This window comes from Microbacterium sp. NPDC055988 (assembly GCF_042269505.1).
In the GTDB taxonomy this organism is placed as follows: Bacteria; Actinomycetota; Actinomycetes; order Actinomycetales; family Microbacteriaceae; genus Microbacterium.
This window is the reverse complement of sequence record NZ_JBHJXY010000001.1, coordinates 1,505,591-1,532,133: the sequence shown is the minus strand read 5'-3', so window position 1 is coordinate 1,532,133 and position 26,543 is coordinate 1,505,591. Positions and strand designations below refer to the sequence as shown.

Sequence of the window (26,543 nt, the reverse complement as noted above, 5' to 3'; positions counted from 1 at the left end):
TCCGCCTTGTTGCGAACTTGGGCCGATAATCGAAGCTATTGCGCGGCCGTGGTGCGCAGTTCCTCGTCGATCCGGGCCGGGTCGAGCATCCGCTCCAGGAGTTCCCACGCGACGCCGCGAGCGCCGGCGAGCGCACCCGCACGGCTTACGCCGATCTCGAGGGCATCCGTCGACATCGGCAGGCAGAGGGTGAACAGCGCCTGCCGCACGCCCGCGACGAACGCGTCGGCCGTGGCCAGGCGCCCGCCGAGCGCGAGCGCCTGCGGGTTGAAGAAGTTGATGATCGTGGCGAGCACCTCTCCCGTGCGGGCTCCGGCCTCGCGCAGTGCCGACGTGGCCTTGGGGTGCGCATCCTGGGCGAGCGCCAGCACGTCGTCGAGGGTCTCGACCGCCACACCGGAGTCGCGCAGCGCATCGACGATCGCGGCGCCGCTGGCGACCACGTCGAGGCAGCCGACCCGGCCGCACGAGCAGATGATCGGCGGGGCGTTGTGCAGGGCGACGTGGCTGATGTCGCCGGCGACCCCGCGGAACCCGCGATAGACGGCGCCGTCCAGGATGATGCCGCAGCCGATGCCGCTGCCCGCCTTCACGAAGACCAGCTGCTCCTGCTCGCCGCCGCGCTCGATGAACTCGCCGACGGCCATGGCGTTCGCGTCGTTGTCGATGAGGAACGGGAGTCCGGTGACCGAGCCGAGCACCTCGCCCACGTCGACGCCGTTCCAGCCGGGCATGCGCATGGGCGCCAGCAGGCGCGAGGTGCGCGAGTCGACCGGGCCGGGCAGACTCATCGCGATGCCCTCGACCGTGAGGCCGCCGTTGTCCTTCGCCAGCTTCTGTGCGCACTCCCACACCTGGCTCACGACGCTCTCGACGCCGTCGAGGAGCGACACCTGCGCGACGGTCGAGGCCACGACCTCGGCGCGACGATCGAAGAGCGCGACCGTGGCGTGCTTCTCGCCGAGTTCCACGCCCGCGACCACACTGCCACCGGCCTTGACCGTGAGCACACGGGGGCGGCGGCCGCCGCGAGACTCGCCCTCGCCGTTCTCCTCGATGTAGTCATGGGCGATCAGCTCTTCGACGCGGAGTGCGACGGTCGAGGGGGAGAGCCCGGTCAGGCGAGCGAGATCGGCGCGGGACTGCGCCGCCCCGGTGCGCACCAGCCGGAAGATCTCACCCTCGGAATGTACGGTCTGGGTAGCCGGTGCCACGGTGTCCTCGAATCATCTTGTTTCGGTAGTCAAACAAAGATAGCCCTAGGACTGGAGGAGTGTCACCCCCTGCGCGTCACTCGTCGTCACCGTCCGACCCCTCATCCAGCCATCGGAGGACAACGGTCCGGTCCTCCGCAAGAGAGCCGGGCACCTCCCCGTTCACGGACACCGCGTCGAGGATCGGACGGTAGGCGCCCGCGTCGTCTCTCACGAGCACTCCGTCCGATCGGCCGCGCTCGATCCCGAACCGGACGCGGTGCTTCCCGCGCTCGAGCAGCAGTTGCCACACGTCCATCTGCACCGGACCGGTGAGCTCACACACCGACCACCCGCTCTCGAGCAGGCGGCGCGCCAACCAGGCCGCGGCTTCGTCTCGCGGAGCCAGTCGGTCCAGGAACCCGGCGAGGTCAGGGGTGCTCACCTGGTCAGGGTACGGGAGTCGGCATGTGACGCGCGGGGCGCCGCGACGGCGCGGCTCACGCTAGGCGATGCCGCCGCCGTCGACGACCATCGCGGAGCCGGTCACGTACGAGGAATCGTCGCTCGCCAGCCACACCACCGCCTGCGCGACCTCGCTCGGCTCACCCATGCGACGGAGTGGGCGGTCGGCGGCCTCGGCGAGGAACGCGTTCGTGTCCTGCGCCAGCTGGCGGGCCTCGTCGCGGAGCATGCCGGTGTTCACATCACCGGGGTTCACGGAGTTCACGCGGATGCCGGCCGGGCCGTGGTCGATCGCGAGCGCGCGGGTCATGTTCACGACCGCGCCCTTCGACGCGCAGTACGAGATGGCCTGGCCGCCGCCCTTGAGGCCCCAGCCGGAGCCCGTGTTGATGATCGAGCCGCCGCCCGCCGCCTCCATGATCGGCACGATGTGCTTGCACATGAGGAAGATCGAACGCACGTTCACGCCGAACACGCGGTCCCACTCCTCGACGGTCGTCTCGACCGCAGTGGTGCGGCGGATGATGCCGGCATTGTTGAAGACGACGTTCACGCCACCCAGCTCGGCGACCGAGGTCGCGACGACCCGCTCGATGTCGGACTCGCTCGCGACATCGGCCGCGATGGCGATCGCGGTGCCGCCCGCCGCACGGATCTCCTCCGCGACGGCTTCGGCGGCCTCGACGTTCAGGTCGACGACGGCCACGGCCGCGCCCTCGGCGGCGAGCGCGATCGACGTGGCACGACCGATGCCGCCGGCGCCGCCGGTGACGATGGCCTTCTTGTTCTCGAGACGCATGGGGTGTCCTTTCGGGTTCGTTCAGACGAGGGAGGGGTCGGGAATGAGCTCGGGGGCGGTCACGGGGTAGAGGCTGCTGGTGCCGACGCCGGTGACGATGCGCACGTGTCCGGCGAGTCTCGCATCCAATTCGGGGTCGCCGGTGTCGACGAGGAGCGGTCGTCCGTGCAGGTCGATGAGCTTCTGCTCGGGGGCGACCACGAGGAGCGAGTCATCGCCGAGGGCACGCACGACGGCCGCGGAGAGCTGCTGGTTGCCGCGGCCGAGGAGGAATCCCTGGCCGCCGATCACGGTGATCACGGCCTGCGCCGGACCGCGTGCGACCTCGGCGAGGAGCTCGTGCTCACTCGCACCGCGGACGATCACAGCGCCGTCGAGCACGACATCCACTCCGAGCGGGGACCCTTCGACGCCGAGCCGTCGGGCGATCTCGGCCGTCGTGCCGCCGGGGCCCAGGAGATAGCGCACACCAGGACGCATGCGGGCGACGGCACCGCGGGCAGCAGCGTCGACCGCTGCCGCTTCGGTCGCCGGGGTCGGGGCCTTGCGCGCCTGGGTGCGACCGGCACGATACGGCACCCGGAGCATGCCGTAGAGGGTGGGCTCCACGCGAGCGCGGCGCATCGCGACCTCGTCGATGTCGAGCACATCGCGGTCGTCGGTGGGGAGACCACCGCGGTCGACCCAGTCGGCGGCGATCGCCCCCGCCGCGCGAGGGCTGACCGCGAACACGGGCGAGTACATCTTCACGCCCGCCGGCACCCCGAGCACTGCGGGCAGCTGGGCGCCGGGCTCGGGCGCTCGGCTCGAATCCCCCGGATCGCCAGATTCTTGCGGAGTCATGCGCGCGGGGTCGGCCGCACCGAGCCCCGCGACCGCGTCTCGCAGCGTCCCGTCGCCGCCGACCACGAGGATCAGGTCGACCCCCGCCGCGGCAAGTGCCGCCACCGCCCGCGAGGTATCCCCCGCATCCGTCCTCGCGTCCGCGTCCGTGTCCGGCTCCGGCTCCGGCTGCGCTTCCGGCTCTCCGCCGAGTGCACGGGATCCTGCCGAACGCACGTGTTCTTCACGCGAATACGCCGTGCGCTCGGCACCAAGCCGTGCACTCGGCGAAGCCTGGACGGCGGGAAGGACAGCGGGAGGAGCGGCGGGAAGGACAGCGGGAAGAGCGGCGGGAGGAGAGCACAGCACGCGGGGCACGAGGCCGGCGGCACGGAGGGCATCGGCGCCCATGCGCCCGGCGACGGTCGCGACCACGAGCCCCGGATGCCGCTCCGCGAGCGTCGTCAGGGCGATGACCGCCCGCTCCTGCACGCGCGAACGGGCGCCGCGCGCGAGCGCGAGGCGCTGCACGTCCGCACCGTCGGAGCCGGCGAGGCCCGCGGGCCCGCCGACACCGGCGACAGGATTGACGACGAGTCCGATCACGACGCGACGGACTCCGCGATGCCGTCGACGGACTCCGCGGGGAAGTACTTCCGCTGATACGCGCGCCACGTGATCGCCCACCGGTCGGGGTCGTCCAGATCGTCATGGTGCGTGTGGTGCACGGTCTGGTTGTGCGGGGCGGTGCGCACCACCTCGGGCGTCTCCCGCGCCTCGCGCGCGACTTCGGCCAGGGTCGCCGCGTACTCGTCGAGCTCGGCCATCGAGTACGACTCGGTGGGTTCGAGGGTGAACGGCTGCGGCACCACGTAGGGGTGGTGGCTGGTCCAGTAGTGCATCCCGAAGTCGGACATGCGCACGCCGATCTCCTCCGAGGAGATGCCGGTCTCCTGGTGCAGGTCCTCCCACGAGTAGCGCACCTGCTCGATGCGCCGGCGCCCGGTGGCGTACGGCGCCGATGCCCCGGGGATCGCGAGCACGCGCGCCATCAGGTAGTTGTTGTTCAGCACCGCGGTCTCGGCGGCGGCGAGCAGCCCCTCGGCCCCGAGCGCCATGATCCACGAGTAGGCCTTGACCAGCGCGGGGATGACTCCGAAGAACGGGCCGACCGCGCCGATCGAGAGCTCCCCGCCCTCGGCCACGCCGAAGGTCCCGTCGTCCGCCCGCACCACGCGCGGACCCGGCAGGAACGGGGCCAGCGCCGCGCTCACGGCATTCGCGCCCGAGCCCGGACCGCCGCTGCCGTGCGGGGTGCCGAAGGTCTTGTGCAGGTTGAAGTGGCACACGTCGAAGCCGGCGTCGCGGGCACGGGTGACACCGAGGATGCCGTTCGCATTGGCCTGGTCGTACGAGGCGAGGGCTCCGACGGAGTGCGCGGCATCCACCCACTCCCGGATCGCCGGGTTGTAGATGCCGGTGTCCTCGGGGTTGGTGACCATGATGGCCGCGGTCCGGGGCGACAGTGCTGCCTTCAGCGCGTCGAGGGACGGATATCCCTCGGCGTCGGGGTAGACCGTGATGACCTCGTACCCCGCGGCCTTCGCGGCCGCCGCGTTCGAGGGGTGGCTGAAGATGGTGGTGATGACCTCGCGGCGCTGCTCGCCCTCGCCGTTGGCCTCGTGGAAGGCACGGATCATGGCGATGTTCGCCCAGATCGCGGCCGATCCGCCCTGGGTGTGCAGCGAGACCTCATCCATGCCGGAGATCTCGGCGAGCATCCGCTCCAGCTGCCAGACGATCTCGAGCACGCCCTGCGCGTCGGCCGGGTCCTGATGCGGGTGCATGGCGGTGAGCTGCGGGGTGTTCGCGAGCTGGTCGTTGATCTTCGGCGCGTACTTCATGGTGCAGGTGCCCTGCCCGATGTCGACGTTGAAGTCGGCGCCGAGGTTCTCCTGCGAGAGGCGCAGGTAGTGCTTGAGCACGCGCATCTGCCCCATCTCGGGCAGCTTCGGCTTAGCGGCACGACGCAGGGAGGCGGGCAGCGCGGCGACCACATCGCCCACCACCTCGCGCACGCCCGGCTCGACCTGCGAGACCAGCACGCCGCGTTCGCCGGGCGTGGTCAGTTCGAAGATGATCGGCTCGTCCCAGCGAGCCTGCTGGAAGCGGCGCAGGGCGGGCTTCGGGGCGACGGGGAGGCTCATCGGTTCTGCTCCTTCGCAGCGAGATCGGATGCCGTGACCTCGGCGAGCGCGCCCGCCAGGGTGTCGATGTCGGCCTGTGAGGTGAGTTCGGTGACGCAGACGAGCAGGCGGTTCTGCCCCACGATCACCCCGGGCTCGATGCCCCGGGCGCGGAGCGCGGTGACGACCGCGTCGGCCGTGACGTCGGCGAAGGTCACCGTGAACTCGCGCAGATGCACGGCGTCGTCGTCGAGCGAGACGCCGGGCACCGCGGCGAGCGCGTGCTGTGCGTACCGGGTGCGGGCGAGCAGCACCTCGCCGAGCTCGGCCATGCCGGCCGGTCCCATCAGCGCGAGGTAGACCCCGGCGGCGATGCCCCAGAGGGCGGCGGCCGTGCCGACCCACTCCTTCCCCTCCTCGCGGTGCGCGAACGAGGTGCGGTCGTAGGCCACGTCGCCGAAGCCGTACTCACCGGGCACGTCGGTGGTGGCGAGGCCGAACAGTCGCGACGGCATCTCCATCACGAATGTCGGGTCGTCGTGCACGGCGATGAAGCCGCCGTGGGCGCCGCCGAACCACTGGTGCAGTCCGAGCGACTGGATGTCGCCCGTGACGATGTCCGCTCCCGAGACCGAGGGCGGGGTGAGGGTGCCGTAGCCGATGGGGTCGGTGCCGACCACGAGCACGGCACCCGCCACGTGCGCGGCATCCGCGATCTCCTGCAGCGCCGCTTCGACCGCGCCGGTGGCGCTGGGCGTCTCGACCCAGACTGCAGCGACGTCGTCGCTCAGCGCCGCGCGAACGGCGGCCACGTCTGCCGTGCCGTTCACCGGTGCCACGTGTTCGAGCGTCAGATGAGCCCGCACGTAGTCGTGCACCTTGGCGAGCTTCGCCGGGAGCACATCGCTGACGACCAGCACCCGGTCCCGACCGGTGAGGCGGCCCGACATCGTGAGGCCCGTGGCCGTCGCCTGGTACCCGTCGTAGACCGGAACGTTCACGACATCCATCTCGAGCAGTTCCGCCATCAGCGACTGGTACTGGAAGAGGGCCTGGAACCGGCCGTGGTCCTCGTACGGCTCGCCGGCGTACGCGGTCAGGAATTCGCTGCGGCCGATGACCTCGTCGACCACGGCGGGCACGTAGTGGTTGTAGGTGCCCGCGCCGAGAAAGCTCAGCCGCTCCTGGGTCGAGCGGTTCTTGGCGAGCAGCCCCCGCACGTGGCGGGCGAGGTCCTGCTCGGCCACGAAGGGTGCCGGCAGATCAAGCGGGCGGCCGAGCCGGAGGGCTGCCGGGACGTCGGCGTAGAACTCGTCGACCGACGCGGCACCGACGGCGGCGAGCATCGCCGCGCGCGACTCCGGAGCGGTGTTGGGGATGTACGGATGCACGAACGAGGTGGTCATGCGTCCTCCTTCACGGGGATGAGGGTGGCGAAAGGGATGGACTCGGCGCGGGGCGCGGCGAGCACGGCGACGCCGTAGCGGTCGAGCTCCAGGCGGTCCGCATGGCGGATGCCGGTGAGCAGGTCGACCGCCGGGGACGGGATCTCGAACACGACGGGGATACGTCCGTGGTTCAGGTAGAACGTGTAGTCGGTGGTGTCGTCGGCGCGGGTGACGACCTCGACGTCGATGTCGGTGTGCTCGCGGGCAGGGACTCCGGCGCAGCGCAGCACGTCGCGGAAGACCGGGAGCAGGCCTGCGGGCTCGAACATCGCGCTGACGTACCAGGCCGATCCCTCACCCGAGGCGCGACGGGTCACGGCCGGCAGCCCGTCGAGCTCGCCGCTCGCATAGGTGCCGCGCACCTCGACGTCGGCATCCGCTTCGATCCACTCGCTCCAGGTCGGTACGGTCAGCGTCTCGCCCGAGTAGTCGATGCTCTCGGTCAGACCGTCGGCGATCGGCCACTGCTCGTCGACCTCGATGCCGAGCAGGTCGCGCAGCGGCCCGGGGGCTCCGCCGTCGTGCACCTTCTCGGTGGCATCCACCACTCCCGAGAACGGTCCGACCACGAGGTGTCCGCCGCGCTCGACGAACGCCTGCAACGCTTCGGCCTGAGGCTGCTCCACGATGTAGAGGTTCGGCACCACGACCACGTCGTATGCGTCGAACGGGCCCGTGGCGCGAACAGCATCCACCGGCTGGCCGAGCGTGTAGAGCGCCCGGTGCCACGCGCGGGCCTGCTGCGCCCACTGCAGTCGTTGCGAAGGCAGCGACTCGACGGCGCTGATACCCCACCACGAGTCCCAGTCCACGACCAGCGCCACGCGTGAGCGCACTCGGGTGCCGCGCACCGGCTCGAGCTTCTTCAACTCGTTACCCAGCGCCTTGGTCTCGCGGAAGCTGCGCGAGCGCTCGCCGCGGTGGCCGAGCATCGAGGAGTGGAACTTCTCCTGGCCGTACTTGGCCTGGCGCCACTGGAAGAACATCACCGCATCCGAGCCGTGCGCTATGGCCTGGAGACTCTCGATGCGGATCTTGCCCGGGGCCTTCGGCACGTTCACGTCGCGCCAGCTGGTCGCGCTCGCCGAGGACTCCAGCAGCAGCCACGGCTGGCCGCCCTTGAGCGAGCGCATGAGTCCATAGTTGAGAGCGGCGCCGACGTGCGAAGTCGGGTCGGCGGGTTCGGGGTAGGCGTCGTCGGTCACCACGTCTTCGACCGCGGCGAAGTCCCAGTAGTCGAGGTCGCGGAACATGCTCATGAAGTTCGTCGTCACCGCGATGTCGGGTGTGACCTCGCGCAGCACATCGATCTCGATCTGGAACAGCTCCAGCAGCGCGTCGGACGAGAAGCGCTCGAAGTCGAGCAGCTTGGTGGGGTTGATCGGGCCCGGTGCCTTCTTCGGCGTCTCGATGTGATCCCACGAGGTGTAGCGCTGACCCCACACGTTCACGCCCCACGCCTCGTTCAGACCGTCGAGGTCGCCGTAGCGGTCCTGCAGCCAGCGGCGGAAGTGCCGGGCCGACTCGGGGCACCAGCAGCGCGAGGTGTGATCGCCGTACTCGTTCGAGATGTGCCACATGGCGAGGCCGGGGTGATCTCCGTAGCGCTCGGCCATGGCCCGCGTCATGCGGGCGACGTTCTCGCGCCAGACCGGCGACGAGGGGCAGTACGTCTGGCGGGAACCGAACTCGAGCCGGTGCCCGTCGGAGTCCCAGGGCGCCATCTCGGGGTGGGCGCGCAGCAGCCACGACGGCGGGGTCGCGGTGGCCGTGGCGAGGTCGATCGCGATGCCCGCCTCCCACAGCAGGTCGATGATGCGATCGAGCCAGGCCCAGTCGTAGACGCCGGGCTCCGGCTCCAGCTGCGGCCAGCTGAAGATCGGCAGGCTCACCATGTTCACGCCGGCTTCGCGCATCAGACGGATGTCTTCGTGCCAGGTCTCCTCCGACCACTGGTCGGGGTTGTAGTCGCCGCCGTAGGCGAGGGCATCGAGGCGGACACGTCGGATGGGCTGGTCGCCACCGGGTGCGGGCACGAAGTCTCCTCTCTGAGTCGTCACCTGCTGATCGGGTATTTCACTGGTGCGAATCCACGATCACCTGTATTCTGTATACAACACACTAAGACGTCGTCAGAAGCCCGTCAACCCATAGGCTGACGGGCAGGCGGCAGAAGAGGGGACGCATGGCGATCGAACGCAAGAACCTGCGCTCGCAGGTCCGTCAGGAGTTGCTGACCCGTATGCGAGCCGGACTCGTGCAGCCCGGCGAGGGCATCAACGAGGTGCAGCTCGCCACCGAGCTCGGCGTCAGTCGCACTCCCCTTCGCGAGGCTCTCATCGCGCTCGAGTCCGAGGGGCAGATCGAGAGCGAGAACGGCAAGGGTTTCCGGTTCGTCCCGCTCAGCGCCTCCGAGTTCCGCGACCTCGCGCCCGTCATGGCCGCCCTCGAGAGCCTGGCCCTCGAACTGAGCCCGCTCGAGGAGCTGCGCCGCATCGGCGAACAGCTCCAGGAGATGGCCGACGCCTTCGCCGACGAGCTCGTCGAGCACCAGCTCGTCATCACCAAGGACGACGAGTGGCACAGCGTGATGCTGTCGGCCTGCCCGAACACCCGACTCCTCGCCGTGATCGACAGCGTGCGCAGCTCGTTCCACCGCTACGAGTCGCTGCTCGTCCCCGAAGACGTGAAGGTCGAACGCGTCGCCGCCGAGCACGCCGAGATCGCACGACACCTCGCCGATGGCGACATCCCCGGTGCCGTCGAGGCCCTCAAGCTCAACTGGATGCACGGCATGGAGCGCATCCTCGACAACGCCACGAGCAGCTACTTCACCGCATAGGCGCTCCCGCTGGCGCTCCCGCTCCCTGCGGGTTCCGGCTCAGAATCGATCGCGGACCGAATCTGTCCGCATCGACCGAGAGAGTGAGTCTCACACGAAGAAGGGACTCCTCATGACAATCCTGGTCACAGGCGCAACAGGCACGGTCGGACGCCACATCGTCACTCAGCTGCTCGAGCGCGTCGAGAGCGTGCGCGCTCTCACCCGCGATCCGCAGCGCGCGAACCTCCCCGAAGGCGTCGACGTCGTCCGCGGCGACCTCACCGACGTGGACGCGTTCCGTCGGGCCGTCGACGGATGCGACGCCGTGCACTTCATCACGTTCAACGGCGAGTTCGGTGAGACGCTGACCAACGGCGTGGAGCTCGTCGCGGCGGCGAAGACGGCGGGCGTGCAGCGGGTGAGCGTGCTGGGCGGATGGGACGAGAGCACCCTCGAGCCTGCGCTGCGAGAGAGCGATCTCGCTTGGGCGTTGCTGGCCCCGGTGGAGTTCATGTCGAACGCGCGGGAGTGGGCTCCGGAGGTCGTCTCCGACCGCCGGGTGCGCACGCTGGCGGATTGGCCGAGCGCGATGGTGCACGAAGCGGATATCGCAGCCGTCGCCGTCGAAGTGCTGCTCGGTGCACCCGCCGAGGGACAGACGTATTACCTGACCGGGCCCGAGGCGCTGACTCCGGCCGAGCGCACGGCGTGCATCGCCGAAGCCATCGGCGAAGAGGTCACCTGGATCCGGCTCACCGAAGACGAGGAGCGGGAGCGACTGCGCGCCTTCGGGTACGACGACGGGTACGTCGAATTCGGCGTCGAACTCGCGAAGAACCCTCCGGAGATCGGTCAGGTGGTGCAGGACACGGTGCCGCGCCTCACCGGTCGCCCCGGTCGCACCTTCGCCCAGTGGGCACGCGAGAACGCCGACCTGTTCCGCGCCTGACCCCACCCGCCTTCCGGTCGCACTTTCTGTCGCCCTAAGGGCAGCGAAGCGACAGAAAGTGCGACCGGAGGATGCCGCGAATGGGAACCGATGCCGGGAATGGGAACGGATGCCGCGAACGGGAACGGATGCGGTCAGCTGAGCGTCACCGCGAGGTCGATGAACAGCGCCGCCGACCAGCCGAACGCGGTCGTCGCGCGCCCCGCCTTGAACCCCGTGTGCGGGTTGAAGTACTCGTGCGGGCCGCCGCCGTGGATCACGAGGCGCACGGTCTGCTCCCGCAGCTCCCGCGCCCGCTCGGCATACCCCGACGCTTCGAGGCCCTCGGCGATCAGCATGCTCGTGTTCACCCACACCGGTCCGCGCCACATCCGCTCGTCCGAGAAGTCGGGATCCGATGCCGCGACCGTCGGCAGCCCCCACGGCAGGGCGAACCGCGAGGGATCGCCGACGGCCGCGAGCAGCGTCTCGGCGATCGGCTCGGGCAGCGTGCCCGTGAGCAGCGGCATGAGCCCGACCACCGTATCGCTGAGCTGCGGCTCCCCTCCGCCGAACGCGAGGAACCGCCCACGCTCGTCATCCCACATGCGCAGCAGCAGCTCCTGCGTGGTCGCGGCCCGTTCGCGGAACCGCACGACGTCGACATCCGGTTCATACCTCTCGAGCAGCGCCGCGATCTCCAGGTCCTGCCGCACGAGATACGCGCCCAGGTCGGGCGCGGCCGTCGGCAGCGGACCGTCGAAGATCGGGCTGTCATCGAGCCCCGAGGAATACGGATGCCCGTACTCCGGCATCCCGTCGTGGTCGAGGTCGCTGCCCGCGAACCACCAGTCCTGCGAGCGGACGATGCGGCCCAGCTGCGTGCGCGCGTACTCCGGCGCATCCTCGACCTCGAGCACCTTGCGCAGAGCCCACGCGGCGAGCGGCGGCTTCGTCAGCGGCACCGGCGCGCCGGGGTCGGCGATCTGCGACCCCGCACGGCGCAGGTTGTCTCGGTCGCTGTCGGGCAGGTCGTCGCTGGTCGCGAGCACCCCGAGCTCGTGCACGACGTCGGGCAGCTGCCCGTCGGGCTGCGGGAACCGGAACGCGATGTCGAGCTGTTCGCGCGCGAGCTCCGGGTCGCCGTGCCGCAGCCCTACGGCGATGAAGTACGCATCCCACTGCCACAGGCCGACGTACCCGATCTTGGACGGCACGATCGCCCGCGCGTCTCCGAGCGAGGGCAGCTCGACGATGTTCGCCCCGAGCACCCACCAGCAGAACGCGGTCATCTCCTGCAGGTCGTCGCGCACGGTCGGGCACTTCGCGAACCAGTCCGCCCAGATCTCGTCGGACGCGGCGAGCGCCGCCGAATGGTCGCCCGATTCGATCGAGACCGAGCGGTCGGCAGCGATGCGGAGGCGGATGCCGTCGCCGAGCGGATGCTCCTCGACCCGCCCGTCCGGTCGCCGCAGTCGCACGCGCACTCCCGCTCCTGAGCCCGTCGACGGGCCGAGGCTGAGCGTCGAGGGGTCGGCGAACGTCAACGTCGCCACGTCCCCGAAGGTCACTCGCGCCGGGTGCACGCCGGTCACCGGCAGCACCTCTCCCGCCGCATCCACCACGGTCAGCGCGTCCAGCACCCGGCACTCCGACAGCCGCCGCTCGTACTCCGAGGTGTGCACGCGAACGCCCTCCCCGTCGTCGGCGCGGAACACCAGCACGCGCGAACGCGGCAGCGTGAAAGGGGCAGTGACCAGGTCGAGGTGACGCCCGGCAAGGACCGCGAGGCGAGCGGCATCCGTCATCATCGTCCTCCGAGGCCCGACGCGGCCATGCTGTTGAGGATCTTGCGCTGACCGATGACGAACACGATCAGCATCGGCACGGTCGCGATCGCCGAGGCCGCCATCACGAGTCCGTAGTTGATGGATCCCTGCTGACCTTCGAAGGCGTTCAGCAGCAGCGGCACCGTGAACAGGTCGGGCGAGTTCAGCAGCACGAGCGGGAACAGGAAGGCGTTCCAGACGTCGAGCGCCACGATGATGCTGAGCGCGGCGAGACCGGGCTTCAGGTTCGGAAGCACGACGCTCCAGAAGATGCGCCACCGGCCGGCACCGTCGACGATCGCCGCCTCTTCGAGCTCACGCGGCAGGGCCAGCACGAACTGCCGCATCAGGAACACCGCGAACGGGTTGGCCATGATGCCCGGCACGATCAGCGCGAGGTGCGAGTCGACCCAGCCGAGGTTCGACATCAGCAGATAGAACGGGATCAGCGTCACCTGCTTGGGGATCATCTGCGTCGCGAGGAAGACGATGAAGAGCACCTTGCTGCCGCGGAAGCGGATGCGCGCGAACGCATAGCCGGCCATCGATGCCGTGAGCAGCGTGCCCACCACGACGAGGATCGCGATGTAGGCGCTGTTCAGATACGCCTGCCCGAACGGCACCGCGCTCCACGCCTGGGTGTAGTTGTCGAAGGTCCAGGGGTCCGGGAGGAACTGGAGCGGGTTCTTCAGCAGCTGCGTGAGCGTCTTGAACGAGGTGAGCAGCATCCAGAGGAACGGGAAGACCATGCCGATCCCGGCGATGACGAGCACCACGTGCAGCACGGTCGAGCCGACCCTGCGGCGCGCGCGATCGGCCGCGGGACCACCCCGGCCGCGCGAGCGGTAGCCGGGTGCGGTGATCGCGATCGTGGAGTCGGTCGCCGGAGCGGGACCGGTCAGGGGCGGCGTCTGGATGCTCATGCGGGGTCATCCTCGTAGTGGACGAACTTCTTCTGCGCGCCGAACTGCACGGCGGTGATCACGAGGGTGAGCACGAGCAGGATGATGCTCGCGGCGCTCGACGGACCGAACTCGAAGCGCCCGAAGCCCAGATCGAAGATGTGGTACACGATCGTGCGGGTCGCGTTATCAGGACCGGCATCCTGCACGAGCACATAGACCGTGTCGAAGGTCTGCAGAGAGGAGATGAACGCGACGACCGATGAGAAGAACACGATCGGCGAGAGCAGCGGCAGACGGATGCTGGTGAACAGCCGCCAGGGGCCGGCGCCGTCGATCCGCGCAGCCTCGATCACCGAGGGCGAGATGTTCTGCAGCCCGGCGAGGAAGATCACGACGTTGAGGCCCATCGAGGACCAGATCGTGACGATGCAGACGGCGAGGAGCGCGAGCTTCGGGTCCTGCAGCCAGTCCGGAGGGGTGACCCCGAAGACCTTCGAGATCGTGGTGGAGAGCAAGCCGTCGGCGCGGAACATCTGCTGCCAGATCATCGCGACCGCGACCGTGGAGGTCACGACCGGGGCGAAGAAGAGGATCAGGTAGAGCGTGCGGGTCTTGAGCTTCTCGAGCGCGACGGCGACGATCACCGAGAGGCCGAGACCGATCGGCACCGTGACGATCGCGATGATGAGGGTGTTGATGATCGCGCGGCCGAGCAGCGGATCGGTCAGCTGGTCGGCGAAGTTGGCGAAACCCACCCAGGTGAGGTCGGTCAGTCCGTCCCAGTCCGCGAAGGCCAGAACGAGGCTGGCGGCGAAGGGCAGCACGACGAACAGTCCCATGCCGATCATCTGCGGGCCGACGAAGACGTAACCCCACAGTCGGTCGCGGCGGCGCCAGAGCGGCTCCTTGCGCAGGGGCGGGGCGGATGCCGCAGGGGTGACCTGCGGCATCCGCCCGTTCTCGGTGAGAGTGCTCACTCCTACTTCTCCGACCGTTCCTTGACCACGTCGGCGATGGTGTCGAGGGTGGCCTGCGCGTCGGTCTTGCCCTGATAGAGCTTCAGGAACTCGTCGGCGATGGCCGTCGGCAGACCGGGGACACGCGCCTCGGCCGGGTAGTCCTCGAAGCCGATGTCACGCATGTCGAGGAACGTCTGGGCGTGAGCAGGGTAGTCGCCCTCGAGCACGACCTCGTCGGCCCCCTTGATCGACGGGACCGCGTTGCCGCCGCCCTGGAGGCGGAACGTCTGCCCCTCGGCCGAGAGGAACTCGGTCCAGAACGTGAACGCGGCGTCCTCGACCTTGGTCTTGCCGTTGATCGCGAGGAAGCTGGTCGCCACACCGGTGGGGGCGGGCTCGCCATCCGGCGTCGGCCACTGCACGATGTCGTAGCTGTCCTTCTCGCCCGTCGCGTCGACCGTGCCGATCGTGTAACGCCCCTGCACGAAGAAGCCGGCCTTGTGCGTGACGAAGACGCTGTCGGCCCCGGCACCGTCCGGCAGGGTGTCCGCGACGACGAACGTGCCGTCTTCGAACAGGTCGCCGAGCTGCTGCACCGACTCGACGGTGGCCGCATCCTCGTTCGCGACGAACGCGCCGGAGTCGTCGTACGGGGCGTCCAGGCCCTGAGAGGAGAGCCAGCTCCAGTGGGTCGCCCAATAGTTCCAATACATCGTGCCGGTGAGGCCTGCCTCGTGCAGCTTCTTGTTCATCTCGAGGAACTTGTCGGTGGTCCACTCGCCGTTCTCGGCCAGGGTCGCCGGGTCCTCGGTGATTCCGGCCGCCTCGAGCGCCTTCTTGTCGTACCAGAACACGTCGGGGTTCGAGTCGTTCGGAGCGGCGTAGACCTCGCCGTCGTTCTCGGCGGCGCCGAAGAGCCCGGGGAAGAAGTCGTCCTTCTTCGTCTTGCTGTCCTTCGAGTCCATCAGGTCACTGAGCGGCATGAGGCGGTTCGAGTCGACGAACTGGCCGATCTTGTCGTCGCCCACGTAGAACACGTCGGGAGCGGTGTTGCTCGTGAGCTGCGCGAGCAGCTTGGAGTGGTAGTCGCCGTAGTCGGCCACGGGCTGCAGCTTCACCTTGATGTCGGGGTGGCGCTCCATGAAGTCCTTGTTGAACTCCTCGTACCGGGTGAGCTCGTCGGCGGTGCCCCAGGTGGACCAGACGACAGTGGCGTTGCCGTCGGCGTCGACGCCACCGCCGCCGCCTCCGCCCCCACCGCTGCACGCGGCGAGTCCGAGTGCCAGAGCGCCGGCGGCACCCAGTGCCAGATACCGCGTCACGTTCGCACGAGCCATCTCGCTACCTCTTTCATCATTGGAAGATCAGGTCGGGATCACGCCTTCGGGCGTACTGGTATTCTGTATACAGAACGCAATCGTGTCAAGGATCGGCCCTCCCGCCTCCCGGCATCGAGACCTTCTCGTGACGTGCGCACCGCGCAGGGCGCAGACTGTCTGCATGACCGAACCCGACCCGTACCTGCTCGGCCCCGGACTTCTGCCGACCCCGTTCACCGCCGCCGAGATCCGCGAAGCCACCGGATCAGGGAAGACGATCCGGCTGCTCCTGGAGGGACCGGACGGCCCGCTGGGGGAACACGTCAACCGCTTCCACGACACCGACGACGAGGGCGCGACCCTCGACCGATGGGCCGCCGCCGACCCGAAGGCCGTGGTCTCGAACCGGGTGACCTGGGTCGAGCTGCAGGGGCATGCCGCCTTCGACGCGGGGACGACGAGCGTGTCGACGGTGACGCTGACGACGCCGCTCGGACAGCTCACGTGCCGTCGATACGACACCGACGACGGCGTCTTCTGGTTCTCGATCGATCACCCCGGGATGCCGGTGCAGTACGAGGCCGACGGCATGCGGACGACGGTGCTGAGCATCGAACAGGACTGACCCCGACCGTGATCGGTCAGCCGGACGTACGATTCGCCGACGGGACGACGAATCACCGAGGTTCCGGCATCGAACCCTCGGCTCATCGTCATCTCGTCGGCGGATCGTCACGCCGAACGGATGCTCAGTGCCCGGCGGCGCCGACCACCACGAACTCGTTCGGCACGACATCGAGGGTCGCGTCGGCCGAGACCTCACCGGTGTGCAGGTCGACCGCGAGGATGCGGTCCTTCGCCGGCTCGGTCACATAGGCCACATCGCCGACCACGTGCAGGCCCGGATGCGGCTGCTGCCACTCGGTCGGGCTCTGCCACGGGTCGATGACACTCCAGGTGTCGACGAGCTCACCCGACTCGTCGAGCAGTGACAGGCTGCCGTCGGCCCCGAGCACCACGACGTTGTCGTGCGCGTCGCGCCCGACCCCGCGCCAGGTGTACTCCACACCATCCGGGAGGTCGACGATCGACATCGTCTGCGCCGCGGTGTCGATGCGCGCGAGCTGCGACAGCAGGTATCCCTCCTGGTCGGGGTCGGTCTTGTAGTCGCCGAAGGCGATCGCGCTGGTGTCGCTCACGTACGCGTTGCCGGTGCGACCGAACTCGTCGGGGGCATCGACCTTGGTGAAGGCGCCGGCGTCGAAGAGCAGCACCCCGTCTTCGCAGCCGAACATCACGACCTCGCCCTTGAGCGCGCCCTCGCCGTGCACGCTCGGGCACTGCTCGTTGCGGGCGAGCTCGGTGCCGTCGGTCGCGAGGTGCCGCACTCCGCTGCGCGCCTCGGCCGTGCCGATCGTCGAGAGGATGCTGCCGTCGGCGAGCTCGAGAGCGACGCCGTGGTGGGCCGCCTCCGAGGTGACCGTGTCGACCTCGGGAAGCGTGCCGGTGCCGACGGCATCCGTGTCGAAGACCCGCACCTCGCCGGTGCCGTCGTCGAACAGGGCCGTGCGTCCGGCGTGCGGGACCGCGTGGCCGGCGGCTTCGGCATCGAACACCTCGCCGGTGAACTCGACCGCGCCGGACGCGAGGCCGGAGTCGAGCACATGGAATCCGTCTTCGGCCGTGACGAAGACGTGGCCGTCGTGGTCGCCGGCGCCGTTCACGCGCAGGAAGCCGTCGAGCTCGACCTGCCCGATGGTGTCGAGGGTCTCGCCGTCGAGCACGAGCACACCGCCGTCATAGGTCACGGCGATGCGGGTGTCGCTCTCGTGATGGTCGTCCGGCGCGGAACCTGCGGTGTTCTCAGCGGCGGGACCTGAGGTCGCGCATCCGGCGAGCGCCACGGCGGCGATCACGCCGAGGGCGCCGATCGCGAGGCGTCTGCGGGGTCGGGACATGGATCGTCTCTCTTTCTTCTGGGTGGGTGCGCGGGATGCGCGACGACGACGGAGTCGTCGAGGGATCAGCCGACCTGCTGCACGAACCGGGGGTCGAGGTCGGCGAAGGTTCGGGTGACGGTGCCGTCACCGTGGTCGATCTCGTGCACGGCCCCGGTCGCCGGGTCGGTCACGTAGGCATGCTGGGCGTCGACGAGCAGCTGCACACTCTCGCGCAGCGCGGGGTCGGTGACGGATGCTGCCAGCAGCGGCTCTGTGCGGGCGAGTACCGTGCCGTCCGGCGCGAGCACCCGGACGCGACCGTCGGCATCGATCGCGACCGTGCGGCTGTCGTCGTCGCCCAGGGCAGCCGCGCGCAGCAGGGGCACGTCCGAGGAAAGCAGCATCCACTGCCGCTGTCGCACATCGAGCAACCAGGCACCCTGCGCGCCCGTGACACCCGCGAGGTCGGGGCGGTCGGGGCGGCCGGCGAGGCCGGTCACGGGGGCAGCCGCCGCGGGGTACGGGATCGTCTCGGCAGCGATGGCGCCGCCGACCTCGCGGGTGAAGAGCACGGCACCCTCGCTGCAGGTGAACACGGCGCCGACGCGAGTGATGTCGGCGTCCGAGGGGTCGGCGCACGGGGTCGCAGCGCCGGGAACCGGGGAGCCTGCAGGGTCGAGCAGTTCGATCCCGGTGTCGGCTGTCGGCACGAGCAGATGGTCGGCGAAGAACGCCACGGGGCCGAACGCGTCGACGGTCGCGTGTGGGGCGGCATCCAGCCCACCGGCGAGGGTGTCGTGGGCGAGCAGGATCAGTTCCCCGCTCGCGAAGGCGATCGTCGCCCGCTGCTCCCCTGCGACGACCCGGACGCCTCCTTCGCCCTCGAGGTTGCCGAGGGAGCGGGGCTCGCCGCGGAACGAGTGGGTGTGATCGCCGTGCGGCACGGTCCAGCGCGCGGAGTCGAACACCTCGACCACGGTGCCGCCCTCCGCGTCATACGCGCGGTAGAGGAGGCGGCCGTCGCTGACGAGGCCGGTGACATCGTCGTGGCCCGGCGCGAGGGTCGAACGCTCCTCGGTGTCGAGGTCGAGGAGAGTGAGCTCGCCGTTCCGGTCGGCGATCACGAGGGCGCGAGCCGGGGCGGCGACCTCGGCCGCGTCGCCCGCGTCGATGCCGTGCTCGTCGGGGGAGGCCGATGGCGCCGGTGCCGCGGGAGCGGACGGCGCACAGGCGGTGACCCCCAGCAGCAGCGCGACCGCGGCAGCGAGGGATGCGGTGGCGGTGGATGCGGCGCGAGATGCGGATGCGGCGCGGGAGGGGGCGCGAGGGGAGTGAGAGTTCATGTCTCTGTCACTTTATTGAGAACGATTCTCGTTATCAAGTCGCGCGGCGGCTGGTCGTGGCATATGTGGCGAAATGAAGCCGTCTTCCCGAACGGGCCGCACGGAATGAAGGAGAACTCTCGCCATGAAGGAGCGTCTGGGCGGATCGCTCCTTCATTTCGTGCGAACTCCTTCGTCCCGCGGGAGCCACACGGAATGAAGGAGAACTCTCGACATGAAGGAGCGTCGGGCCAGATCACTCCTTCATGTCGTGAGAACTCCTTCATTCCGCGTCAGGTCACCACGCGACGTCTCTTCACTTCGCGTCATGCCGACGGACGAAGTGTCCGAACGTCGGCGCCCCGGCGTAGGGTCGCAGCATGAGCAGCACAGCATCCCGAGAACGTCCTGGCGTGGTCCCCTCCTACCTGCTCGCGCGCCTGGCCGAGTCGGGGCGTTTCCCCAAGGCCGCAGCTGCCGCACGACAGACGCTCACCTCGGGCCGCCCGCCCTTCCGTGCGCGCATCGACCTCTCGATCGACGAGAACGGCGACCTCGTCGCGCAGCTGTCGGATGCCCCGAACCGCACGATCAGCGATGCCGGCAACACGCAGCAGCTCCCCGGCGCGGTGGTGCGCGGGGAAGACGATGGCCCCGTGGAAGACAACGCGGTGAACGAGGCCTTCGACGGGCTCGGCGCCACGTTCGAGATGCTGCTCGCCGCGTTCCAGCGCAACTCCCTCGACGACGCCGGCGCCCCGCTGGACGCGACCGTGCACTATGGCATCGACTACGACAACGCGTTCTGGGACGGTGAGCGCATGGTGTTCGGCGACGGCGACGGCGAGGTGTTCCAAGGGTTCACCGGGTCGCTCACCGTCATCGGGCACGAGCTCGCGCACGGCGTCGTGCAGCACACCGCGAACCTCGAGTACCAGGGGCAGCCCGGCGCGCTGAACGAATCCATCGCCGATGTGTTCGGGGCCCTGACCGAGCAGTACGCCCTCGGTCAGACCGCCGACCAGGCGTCCTGGCTCATCGGTGCCGAGATCTTCACCGACGCCGTCGAGGGTGCGGCGCTGCGCTCGATGATCGCGCCCGGCACCGCCTACGACGACGACGAGCTCGGCAAAGACCCGCAGCCCGACCACATGAGCGGCTTCGTCCGCACGACCGAAGACAACGGCGGGGTGCACATCAACTCCGGCATCCCCAACCGCGCCTTCGCCGTGTTCGCGACCGACCTCGGTGGCAACGCCTGGGAGCGCGCGGGCACGGTCTGGTATCGGGCTCTCACCGGAGGCCTGTCGAGCACGGCGACCTTCACGGAGTTCGCCGACGCCACGGTGTCCGCCGCCACCGCGATCGACGATGCCACGGCCGAAGCGGCTCGACGCGCCTGGAGCGCCGTGGGAGTCTATGAGGATGAGCGAGTCCCCTCCACCGACTGACACGCACGTCGTGATCGCGGTGGTGCGCTCGGGCGGCATCGCCGGCATCCGTCGTCAGTGGCGGGTGGAAGCCGAGCCCGACGACGCCGGCGAGTGGATCGACCTCATCGACGGCTGCCCGTGGGACGAGGAGACGGATGCCGGCACCGGCGCCGACCGCTACGTCTGGAGCATCCGGGCCCGCACGCCCTCCGAACGTCGGGAGCGAGACCTGCCCGATTCCGCACTCGACGGGCCGTGGCGCACGCTCGTCGAAGCGGTGCGCACGGCCGCCCGGCGCTGAACCCGCACGCTCCGGCATCCGATCAATCCGGTGTGAATCCGGCCCTGCCGCCGACGCGCAGGTTCACAATGGAGACCATGGGACTGTTCCAGCAGAAGCCGGAAGAACAAGAGAACCAGTGGGTGCTGCCCTCTGAGCCGCTCGAGCGCACGGAGGCGGATGTGCTCGACACGGCGCCCGTCGTCGATCCGCTGTCGATCGGCCTCGGCGCCGAGACCAGCGGCGACCTGAGCTCGGTCCTGTTCCCGGTCGCGCCACCGACCCCCGAGGCCCTGACGACCGAGAGCCGCGAGCCCGAACCCGAACCCGAAGGCGACTGACCCACCGGCACGCCGTCGCAGGATCACCTCCACGACGGATGGCAGGGATCGATTCCCTACGCCGCTGGGTGCGAATCGACGAAGCGCCGCGCGGCTACGGTTGAGGGATGACGATCACCGCCGCCGCAGACGGCTCCGCCCTGGGCAACCCCGGCCCCAACGGCTGGGCCTGGTACATCGACGACGCGAACTGGGCGGCCGGCGGCTCCCCGCACGGCACCAACAACCAGGGAGAACTGCGCGCGGTGCTCGAGCTGCTTCTCGCCACGGCCGGCACCGACGAGAAGCTGCTGATCGAGTGCGACAGCCGCTACGTGATCGACTCCGTGACCAAGTGGATGCCGGGCTGGAAGCGCAAGGGCTGGCGCAAGTCCGACGGCGGGCCGGTGCTCAACCGCGACCTGCTCGAGGGCATCGACGAGGCGATCGGCGGCCGTGACGTCGAGTTCTCGTGGGTCAAGGGTCACGCCGGACACCCGCTCAACGAGGCGGCCGACGAACGCGCGAACGCTGCCGCCAAGGCCTACCAGGCGAAGCAGGAACCGCGGCGAGGACCGGGCTTCACGATGGGGACGGATGGCGGTGCCGCCGTAGCCGGGTCGGCCTCCGTCGCGGCCTCGGCACCCGCACCGGCGTCGGCCGCAACATCGCCGGCGGCAACATCGTCGGCAGAAGAGTCAGGTTCCGCGTCCGCACGCGACGGTGGCGCGGTCGCGACCGACGACCGCGCCCGCTCGACGGCGGCGACGACGGCGGCGGCGGCATCGGCATCCGCCCCCTCTCTCGCCGCAGCGGCGTCGCTCGCAGAGCCGCTCTGGGCCGAGGCCTCCGACCTGCTCGACGGCCTGGACTCCCCCGACGATGACCCGATCGAGCTGCGGATCCCGCTCTCATCCGACGAGCACGCCCGCCTGCGCGACCGCGCCGAGGCCCAGGGCGTCTCTCTCGAAGAAGCGCTCCGCCGCCTGATCTGAGCCGGGTGGCTGAGGCGTAAGCTCGCACCATGTCGACTCCTGCCCGCACCATCGGCCGCATCTTCCTCGGCGCCTCCCTCGTCTTCGCGGGCGTCTCCCACCTCACGGTGGCTCGTGAGGAATTCCAGGCCCAGGTGCCTGAGTCGCTCCCACTCGACCCCGACACGACCGTGCTCGCCTCCGGCGTGGCCGAGGTCGCGCTCGGCTCTGCTCTGCTGCTGGCGCGAGGCCGTCGGCGCACGGTCGGCACGATCGCCGCGCTGTTCTTCGTCGCCGTGTTCCCCGGCAACGTGGCGCAGTGGATGCACCACCGTGACGGCTTCGGCCTCGACACGGACATGAAGCGTTTCGTCCGGCTGTTCTTCCAGCCGGTGCTCGTCGCGCTGGCGCTGTGGTCGACGCGCGGGCCCCGACGCTGACCCATCGACACCGAATCACCAGCACCGATCCCCGACTGTCAGGGCGGGCGCCCCCCGCGGCGCGCCTGACCTCGGAGGTCGGATCCGTAGACTCGGCGGATGAGGAAACGGCGGGTGACGCAGCGGTGAAGGCGCGTACCGTCTTCGGCCTGCTCCGCCTCGGCGCGGCCGCCGTGTGCCTCGCGGCGCTGATCCACCGGCTGAGCTGGGGGCTCGCGTCGCATACGATCGCGAGCCAGAACTTCTTCGCCTATCTGACCAACCAGTCCAACATCGCGTTCGTCGTGCTGCTCACGATCGCGGGCGTGATCGCTCTGCGCACGGCGCGGGATCCGCGATGGCTCACGGTGGCGCTGGCACTCGTGCTCACCTGGACGATCACGGCCGGGCTGGTCTTCGCGATCCTCGTCTGGCAGGCCGGACTCCGCGGCATCCGCATCGATGTTCCGTGGTCGGATCAGGTGCTGCACTTCTGGCTGCCGGCGCTGACGGTGGCCGCGTGGGCCCTGGCGCCCGGCCACCGCTCGGTGCCGTGGCGCGTGATCCCGGTGACACTCGCCTACCCGGTGCTGTGGGGCGTCGCGACGATGATCCGCGGGCCGATGATCGGCTGGTACCCCTACTACTTCCTCGACCCGCGGCAGGTGAGCGGGCCGTTGGAGTTCCTCGCCTCGTCGGCGATCGCGCTCGGCAGCTTCGCCGTGGTCTCCACCCTGCTCGTGCTCATCAGCCGGATGCCGCTGCCGAGACGCCTGCGGACGGATGCCGATGACGACGAGGATGCGCCGGACGGGTCACCGACGGCCGACGGCGAGCGCGTGCCGGAGGAATCCGAGCGGGAGACGGCGACCGCGCGAAGCTAGTCGCGGTCTGGGAGCGCGGTCAGATCCAGAGCGTGAGCGAGGCGAGGGCTGCTTCGAGCGCCGCCTTCTCGTCGAGCGCTGCGAAGTCCGCGGCAGCGGTGCCCCCGACGAGGCCCACGAGCACGTTCTCTCCGGTGGTCGGCTGCAGGTTGATCCAGGTCGGGATCAGCACATCGGCTCCCACGGCATGCCAGACCGATTCCTCGTTCTGCCAGAACGGCTCGTCCCACCGCAGCCAGACCGTCTCGATCGCACCCATGCCGAGAGCGGCGATCGCACCGCGCTGCGAGAACGGCAGCGCCGGCTCGAACTCGATGCTGCGCTTCTGGAGCACACCCAGCGGCACGGTCACCACGACCCGGTCGAACGACAGGGCCTCGCCGGTGCCGAGGCGGATGCTGACGCCGGAGTCGTCGTACGCGATGCGCGCGACCGGGGAACTCAGCCCCACCTGCACGCCGTCGAGGGCATGCTCCACGAACGGGGTGAGGTCGTCGCGCGCGGCCTTCGGGTCGCCGGTCGGCAGCGGCGGGGCCAGCCAGCTGGAGAGCGCGTCGGCATCTGCTCCGGTGCGGGTGGCCAGGATCGCGAGCAGGGCGGCGGTCGCGGGGTCGGCGGGATCGACGCCCGCCGCGGTCAGGGCGTCGGCGACCGAGGAATCTTCGGGTGCGGCCTGCGCGGTCGTCATCGCCGCGGTGAACGGCTGCGGGTCGACCGGGTCGATGTCGGCATCCGGTGTGCGCCAGAGCTCGCCCGTCAGCTCGTCGATGCCGACATCGCCGCTGGTCAGCTGATCGAGGACCTCGGAGTCGTCTTCGCCGAAGAGCCAGGCGCCGAGCTGCACCGGCACCGGCCACGAGTCGTCGACCTGCGAGTGGACGCGTCCGCCGACGCGGTCGCGCGCCTCGAACACGGTCACCTGCACCCCGCGTTCGGCGAGCAGTGCCGCCGCGGTCGCGCCCGCGAGGCCGGCGCCGACGACGGCCACCCGCTCCCCGGAACTCGACGGAATCATGAGCTCTTCCGCGGCGCGCACACCCGAGGCGATCGCGCCGCGCACCGTGCCGGGAGCCTCCTCGTCGGTCGCCTCCCCCGCGAAGAACACGCGGTCGTCGATGGGCAGACCCAGTGCGGTGCGGGTGCCGGCGACGACGCCGACGGGGGTGAAGCTGGCGGCGCCCAGGGCGAACGGGTCGGTGGTCCAGGTGCTGCGGACGCTGCCGGCGGGCGCAGGAACTCCGGGCGGAGGCTCGGGCTCGCGGGTGCGCGTAGGCGTCGGGGTCGGCGCGGGTTCGGGGGTGCAGGAGGCGAGAAGCACCGAAGCGACGCCGGCTCCGGCGCCGAGGAGCAGAGTGCGGCGCGTGATCCTCATCGTGTCGCCACTTTATCCCGAGCCGGGGGATTCTCGATCCCGCCGAGCGGTCCGGACCCCTCCGCCGATGCGACACAGAACGACGACGCGGGTAACCGGGCGTAACCACCGGTAACCCCTCGACTCCCCGTCGGCCGGTTCCCGCACCTCACATAGCGTTTCACCACCAAGACCCCCACACAGCAAGGAGAGGCCATGACGGCATCCCGGAATCGGTTGCTCGGAGCGATCGCAGCGACCGTGCTCACCATCACGCTCGCCGCATGCTCGACGAGCACCGGCGGCTCCCCCGGCCCCACCAGCGGCGACGAGCCCGAAGCGGGAGGAACGCTCAAGGTGGCTCTCAACGCCTGGGCACCGACCAACCTCGACCCCCACCAGCAGGGGAACTCGAACGACCCGCTCATCTTCCGTGCGATCTTCGACACGCTGTTCTGGCAGAAGGAGGACGGCACCTTCGAGGGTCTACTGGCCGAGTCGTACGATCTCTCCGACGACGGCCGCGTGTACACGATCCACCTGCGACCCGACATCACGTTCCAGGACGACTCGCCACTCACCGCCGAGGTCGTGCAGCAGAACATCGAGCACATCTTCGATCCCGCGACGGCGGCGCCGCTGCAGGCGTCGTACCTCGGGCCGTACGAGAGCTCGAAGGCCATCGACGACCTGACCCTGGAGATCACGCTCTCCGAACCGTACTCCGCACTCATCAACGTGCTGTCGCAGGCATACCTGAGCATCATCTCGGGGAAGCAGCTCACCGAGGCGCCCGAGACGATCGTCGATCACCCGATCGGCACGGGGCCGTTCGAGGTCGTCGACTGGCGGGCGGACGAGTCTCTCACCCTCGAGCGCAACGACGACTACGCCTGGGCTCCGGAGTCGGATGCCGGAAGGACGGGAGCCGCCTACCTCGACGGCATCGAGATCAGCTTCGTCGCCGAAGACAGCGTGCGCTACAACGGCCTGGTGGCCGGTGACTTCGATGTCATCGACTGGACTCCGCCGCAGAGCGTGGAGTCGGTACAGAGCAATGACGGCCTCGAGTTCACCAGGTTCGACCGGCCCGGCCACCCGTATTCGCTGTGGCTCAACGAGAACAATGCTCCTCTCGACGACCAGGCAGTGCGGCAGGCGATCTTCGCCGGCCTCGATCGCAAGGCGATCATCGACGCGGTCTCGTTCGGGCAGTGGACGGTGGCGGATGGCTTCCTCGTCCCTTCGACGCCGAACTACGCCGAGAACAGCACGGCAACGTTCACCTATGACGTCGATCAGGCCAACGAGATCCTCGACGACGCCGGCTGGTCCGAGGTCGACTCCGACGGATTCCGCACGAAGGACGGCGAGCGCCTGTCGCTCTACTTCCCCACGACGGGCGACGTGACGCAGGCCAACCAGATCCTCGAGATCGTGCAGGACCAGCTCAAGGACATCGGTGTCGAGGTGCAGATCGATCTGCTCTCGTCCGAGGATCAGCAGGCCCGCGTCGCCGCAGGCGAACAGGACATCAGTGCCGGCATCTGGACCACGAACACCGCCGACGTGCTGTTCATCAAGTACAGCTCGACCGAGGTCACGACGCCTGAGCGCCGGGGGACGAACCAGACCAACACCGCCGATGCGGAACTCGATGAACTCGTCGCCGCGGCACGGGCATCGACCGACGCCGACGAGATCGCGGATCTGTACGCGCAGGCGCAGGAGCGTCTGACCGAGATCGTCCCCTCGATCCCGCTGTACTACCGCCCCTCGCTGGTCTCGTCGCAGGACAGCGTGCACGGTCTGGCATTCGACCGCGCCTACGGCAACCTCTGGTTCTACAACACCTGGAAGGAGGGCGCCGGTTCCTGATCGGAACCCGCCCCCCTTCGAAGGGATGCTGCCGGCGGATCACACGACGATCCACCGGCAGCATC

24 protein-coding genes are annotated in these 26,543 nt (G+C 69.5%); 10 read left to right on the top strand and 14 right to left on the bottom strand.

What is annotated here, in order from left to right; translation table 11 throughout:
* Window positions 1-35: 35 nt before the first annotated feature.
* From ACFC14_RS07500 to ACFC14_RS07470, 7 genes are all read right to left on the bottom strand, one after another.
* Window positions 36-1,214, bottom strand: a complete 1,179-nt coding sequence (locus ACFC14_RS07500) for an ROK family transcriptional regulator (protein ID WP_376102474.1) — start codon at window positions 1,212-1,214, stop codon at window positions 36-38.
* A 76-nt stretch (window positions 1,215-1,290) separates the two neighbouring features.
* The gene (locus ACFC14_RS07495; RefSeq protein ID WP_376102472.1) at window positions 1,291-1,638 is read right to left on the bottom strand and encodes a hypothetical protein; all 348 of its coding nucleotides are present in this window, start codon (window positions 1,636-1,638) and stop codon (window positions 1,291-1,293) included.
* Window positions 1,639-1,698: 60 nt separating this feature from the next.
* Window positions 1,699-2,457 (bottom strand): SDR family NAD(P)-dependent oxidoreductase, encoded by a 759-nt coding sequence (locus tag ACFC14_RS07490; RefSeq protein WP_136041378.1) that lies wholly within the window; start codon window positions 2,455-2,457, stop codon window positions 1,699-1,701.
* A 21-nt stretch (window positions 2,458-2,478) separates the two neighbouring features.
* Entirely contained in the window at window positions 2,479-3,885 is a 1,407-nt protein-coding gene (locus tag ACFC14_RS07485) for an ATP-NAD kinase family protein (protein ID WP_376102469.1), read from the bottom strand.
* Window positions 3,882-5,486, bottom strand: a complete 1,605-nt coding sequence (gene gcvPB / locus ACFC14_RS07480; RefSeq protein ID WP_376102466.1) for an aminomethyl-transferring glycine dehydrogenase subunit GcvPB — start codon at window positions 5,484-5,486, stop codon at window positions 3,882-3,884. Before gcvPB ends, ACFC14_RS07485 begins: the two co-directional genes overlap by 4 nt.
* Window positions 5,483-6,871 carry an aminomethyl-transferring glycine dehydrogenase subunit GcvPA gene (gene gcvPA / locus ACFC14_RS07475; protein WP_376102463.1) on the bottom strand — a complete coding sequence of 463 codons (1,389 nt, stop codon included), beginning with the start codon at window positions 6,869-6,871 and terminating at the stop codon, window positions 5,483-5,485. Before gcvPA ends, gcvPB begins: the two co-directional genes overlap by 4 nt.
* Entirely contained in the window at window positions 6,868-8,949 is a 2,082-nt protein-coding gene (locus tag ACFC14_RS07470; RefSeq protein WP_376102460.1) for a beta-galactosidase, read from the bottom strand. The genes gcvPA and ACFC14_RS07470 overlap by 4 nt, the downstream gene beginning before the upstream one ends.
* 149 nt (window positions 8,950-9,098) lie before the next feature.
* Here ACFC14_RS07470 and ACFC14_RS07465 point away from each other — a divergent pair, with 149 nt between their 5' ends.
* Both ACFC14_RS07465 and ACFC14_RS07460 read left to right on the top strand, forming a co-directional pair.
* Window positions 9,099-9,755 (top strand): GntR family transcriptional regulator, encoded by a 657-nt coding sequence (locus ACFC14_RS07465; RefSeq protein WP_376102458.1) that lies wholly within the window; start codon window positions 9,099-9,101, stop codon window positions 9,753-9,755.
* Between the two features lie 112 nt (window positions 9,756-9,867).
* Window positions 9,868-10,686: an SDR family oxidoreductase gene (locus ACFC14_RS07460; RefSeq protein ID WP_376102455.1), complete on the top strand. Its 819-nt coding sequence runs from the start codon at window positions 9,868-9,870 to the stop codon at window positions 10,684-10,686.
* Window positions 10,687-10,820: 134 nt separating this feature from the next.
* Here ACFC14_RS07460 and ACFC14_RS07455 read toward each other — a convergent pair whose 3' ends face one another.
* The 4 genes from ACFC14_RS07455 to ACFC14_RS07440 are packed head-to-tail and all read right to left on the bottom strand — an operon-like array spanning window position 10,821 to window position 15,695.
* On the bottom strand, window positions 10,821-12,473 hold the full coding sequence (locus ACFC14_RS07455) for an amylo-alpha-1,6-glucosidase (RefSeq protein ID WP_376102452.1): 1,653 nt from the start codon (window positions 12,471-12,473) through the stop codon (window positions 10,821-10,823).
* On the bottom strand, window positions 12,473-13,417 hold the full coding sequence (locus ACFC14_RS07450) for a carbohydrate ABC transporter permease (RefSeq protein ID WP_376102449.1): 945 nt from the start codon (window positions 13,415-13,417) through the stop codon (window positions 12,473-12,475). Before ACFC14_RS07450 ends, ACFC14_RS07455 begins: the two co-directional genes overlap by 1 nt.
* Window positions 13,414-14,376, bottom strand: a complete 963-nt coding sequence (locus ACFC14_RS07445) for a carbohydrate ABC transporter permease (protein WP_376102446.1) — start codon at window positions 14,374-14,376, stop codon at window positions 13,414-13,416. The genes ACFC14_RS07450 and ACFC14_RS07445 overlap by 4 nt, the downstream gene beginning before the upstream one ends.
* A gap of 2 nt (window positions 14,377-14,378) precedes the next feature.
* Window positions 14,379-15,695: a sugar ABC transporter substrate-binding protein gene (locus ACFC14_RS07440; RefSeq protein WP_136042674.1), complete on the bottom strand. Its 1,317-nt coding sequence runs from the start codon at window positions 15,693-15,695 to the stop codon at window positions 14,379-14,381.
* Window positions 15,696-15,858: 163 nt separating this feature from the next.
* On the opposite strand from ACFC14_RS07440, the gene ACFC14_RS07435 reads away from it, so the two are divergent.
* Complete coding sequence (locus tag ACFC14_RS07435) at window positions 15,859-16,302, top strand: hypothetical protein (protein ID WP_376102441.1); 444 nt, start codon at window positions 15,859-15,861, stop codon at window positions 16,300-16,302.
* A gap of 124 nt (window positions 16,303-16,426) precedes the next feature.
* On the opposite strand, the gene ACFC14_RS07430 is transcribed toward ACFC14_RS07435, so the two are convergent.
* A complete protein-coding gene (locus ACFC14_RS07430) occupies window positions 16,427-17,635 on the bottom strand; it encodes a hypothetical protein (protein WP_376102439.1) in 1,209 nt (402 codons plus the stop codon).
* 65 nt (window positions 17,636-17,700) lie between these two features.
* Window positions 17,701-18,960, bottom strand: a complete 1,260-nt coding sequence (locus ACFC14_RS07425; protein ID WP_376102437.1) for a hypothetical protein — start codon at window positions 18,958-18,960, stop codon at window positions 17,701-17,703.
* Window positions 18,961-19,319: 359 nt separating this feature from the next.
* Here ACFC14_RS07425 and ACFC14_RS07420 point away from each other — a divergent pair, with 359 nt between their 5' ends.
* From ACFC14_RS07420 to ACFC14_RS07395, 6 genes are all read left to right on the top strand, one after another.
* Complete coding sequence (locus tag ACFC14_RS07420) at window positions 19,320-20,390, top strand: M4 family metallopeptidase (protein WP_376102434.1); 1,071 nt, start codon at window positions 19,320-19,322, stop codon at window positions 20,388-20,390.
* Window positions 20,365-20,673 carry a protealysin inhibitor emfourin gene (locus ACFC14_RS07415; RefSeq protein WP_376102431.1) on the top strand — a complete coding sequence of 103 codons (309 nt, stop codon included), beginning with the start codon at window positions 20,365-20,367 and terminating at the stop codon, window positions 20,671-20,673. Before ACFC14_RS07420 ends, ACFC14_RS07415 begins: the two co-directional genes overlap by 26 nt.
* Window positions 20,674-20,750: 77 nt before the next feature.
* Window positions 20,751-20,993 (top strand): hypothetical protein, encoded by a 243-nt coding sequence (locus tag ACFC14_RS07410; protein WP_376102428.1) that lies wholly within the window; start codon window positions 20,751-20,753, stop codon window positions 20,991-20,993.
* Window positions 20,994-21,100: 107 nt separating this feature from the next.
* Window positions 21,101-21,967, top strand: a complete 867-nt coding sequence (locus ACFC14_RS07405; RefSeq protein ID WP_376102425.1) for a ribonuclease H — start codon at window positions 21,101-21,103, stop codon at window positions 21,965-21,967.
* A gap of 29 nt (window positions 21,968-21,996) precedes the next feature.
* Window positions 21,997-22,386: a DoxX family membrane protein gene (locus ACFC14_RS07400; protein WP_376102422.1), complete on the top strand. Its 390-nt coding sequence runs from the start codon at window positions 21,997-21,999 to the stop codon at window positions 22,384-22,386.
* 125 nt (window positions 22,387-22,511) lie between these two features.
* Window positions 22,512-23,249 (top strand): Pr6Pr family membrane protein, encoded by a 738-nt coding sequence (locus ACFC14_RS07395; protein WP_376102419.1) that lies wholly within the window; start codon window positions 22,512-22,514, stop codon window positions 23,247-23,249.
* A 19-nt stretch (window positions 23,250-23,268) separates the two neighbouring features.
* Here the strand turns inward: ACFC14_RS07395 and ACFC14_RS07390 are convergent, their stop codons facing one another.
* Window positions 23,269-24,621 carry an FAD-dependent oxidoreductase gene (locus tag ACFC14_RS07390; RefSeq protein ID WP_376102416.1) on the bottom strand — a complete coding sequence of 451 codons (1,353 nt, stop codon included), beginning with the start codon at window positions 24,619-24,621 and terminating at the stop codon, window positions 23,269-23,271.
* A 195-nt stretch (window positions 24,622-24,816) separates the two neighbouring features.
* Here ACFC14_RS07390 and ACFC14_RS07385 point away from each other — a divergent pair, with 195 nt between their 5' ends.
* Window positions 24,817-26,478, top strand: coding sequence for an ABC transporter substrate-binding protein (locus ACFC14_RS07385; RefSeq protein WP_376102413.1), 1,662 nt, complete (start codon window positions 24,817-24,819; stop codon window positions 26,476-26,478).
* The last annotated feature ends 65 nt before the right edge of the window (window positions 26,479-26,543 follow it).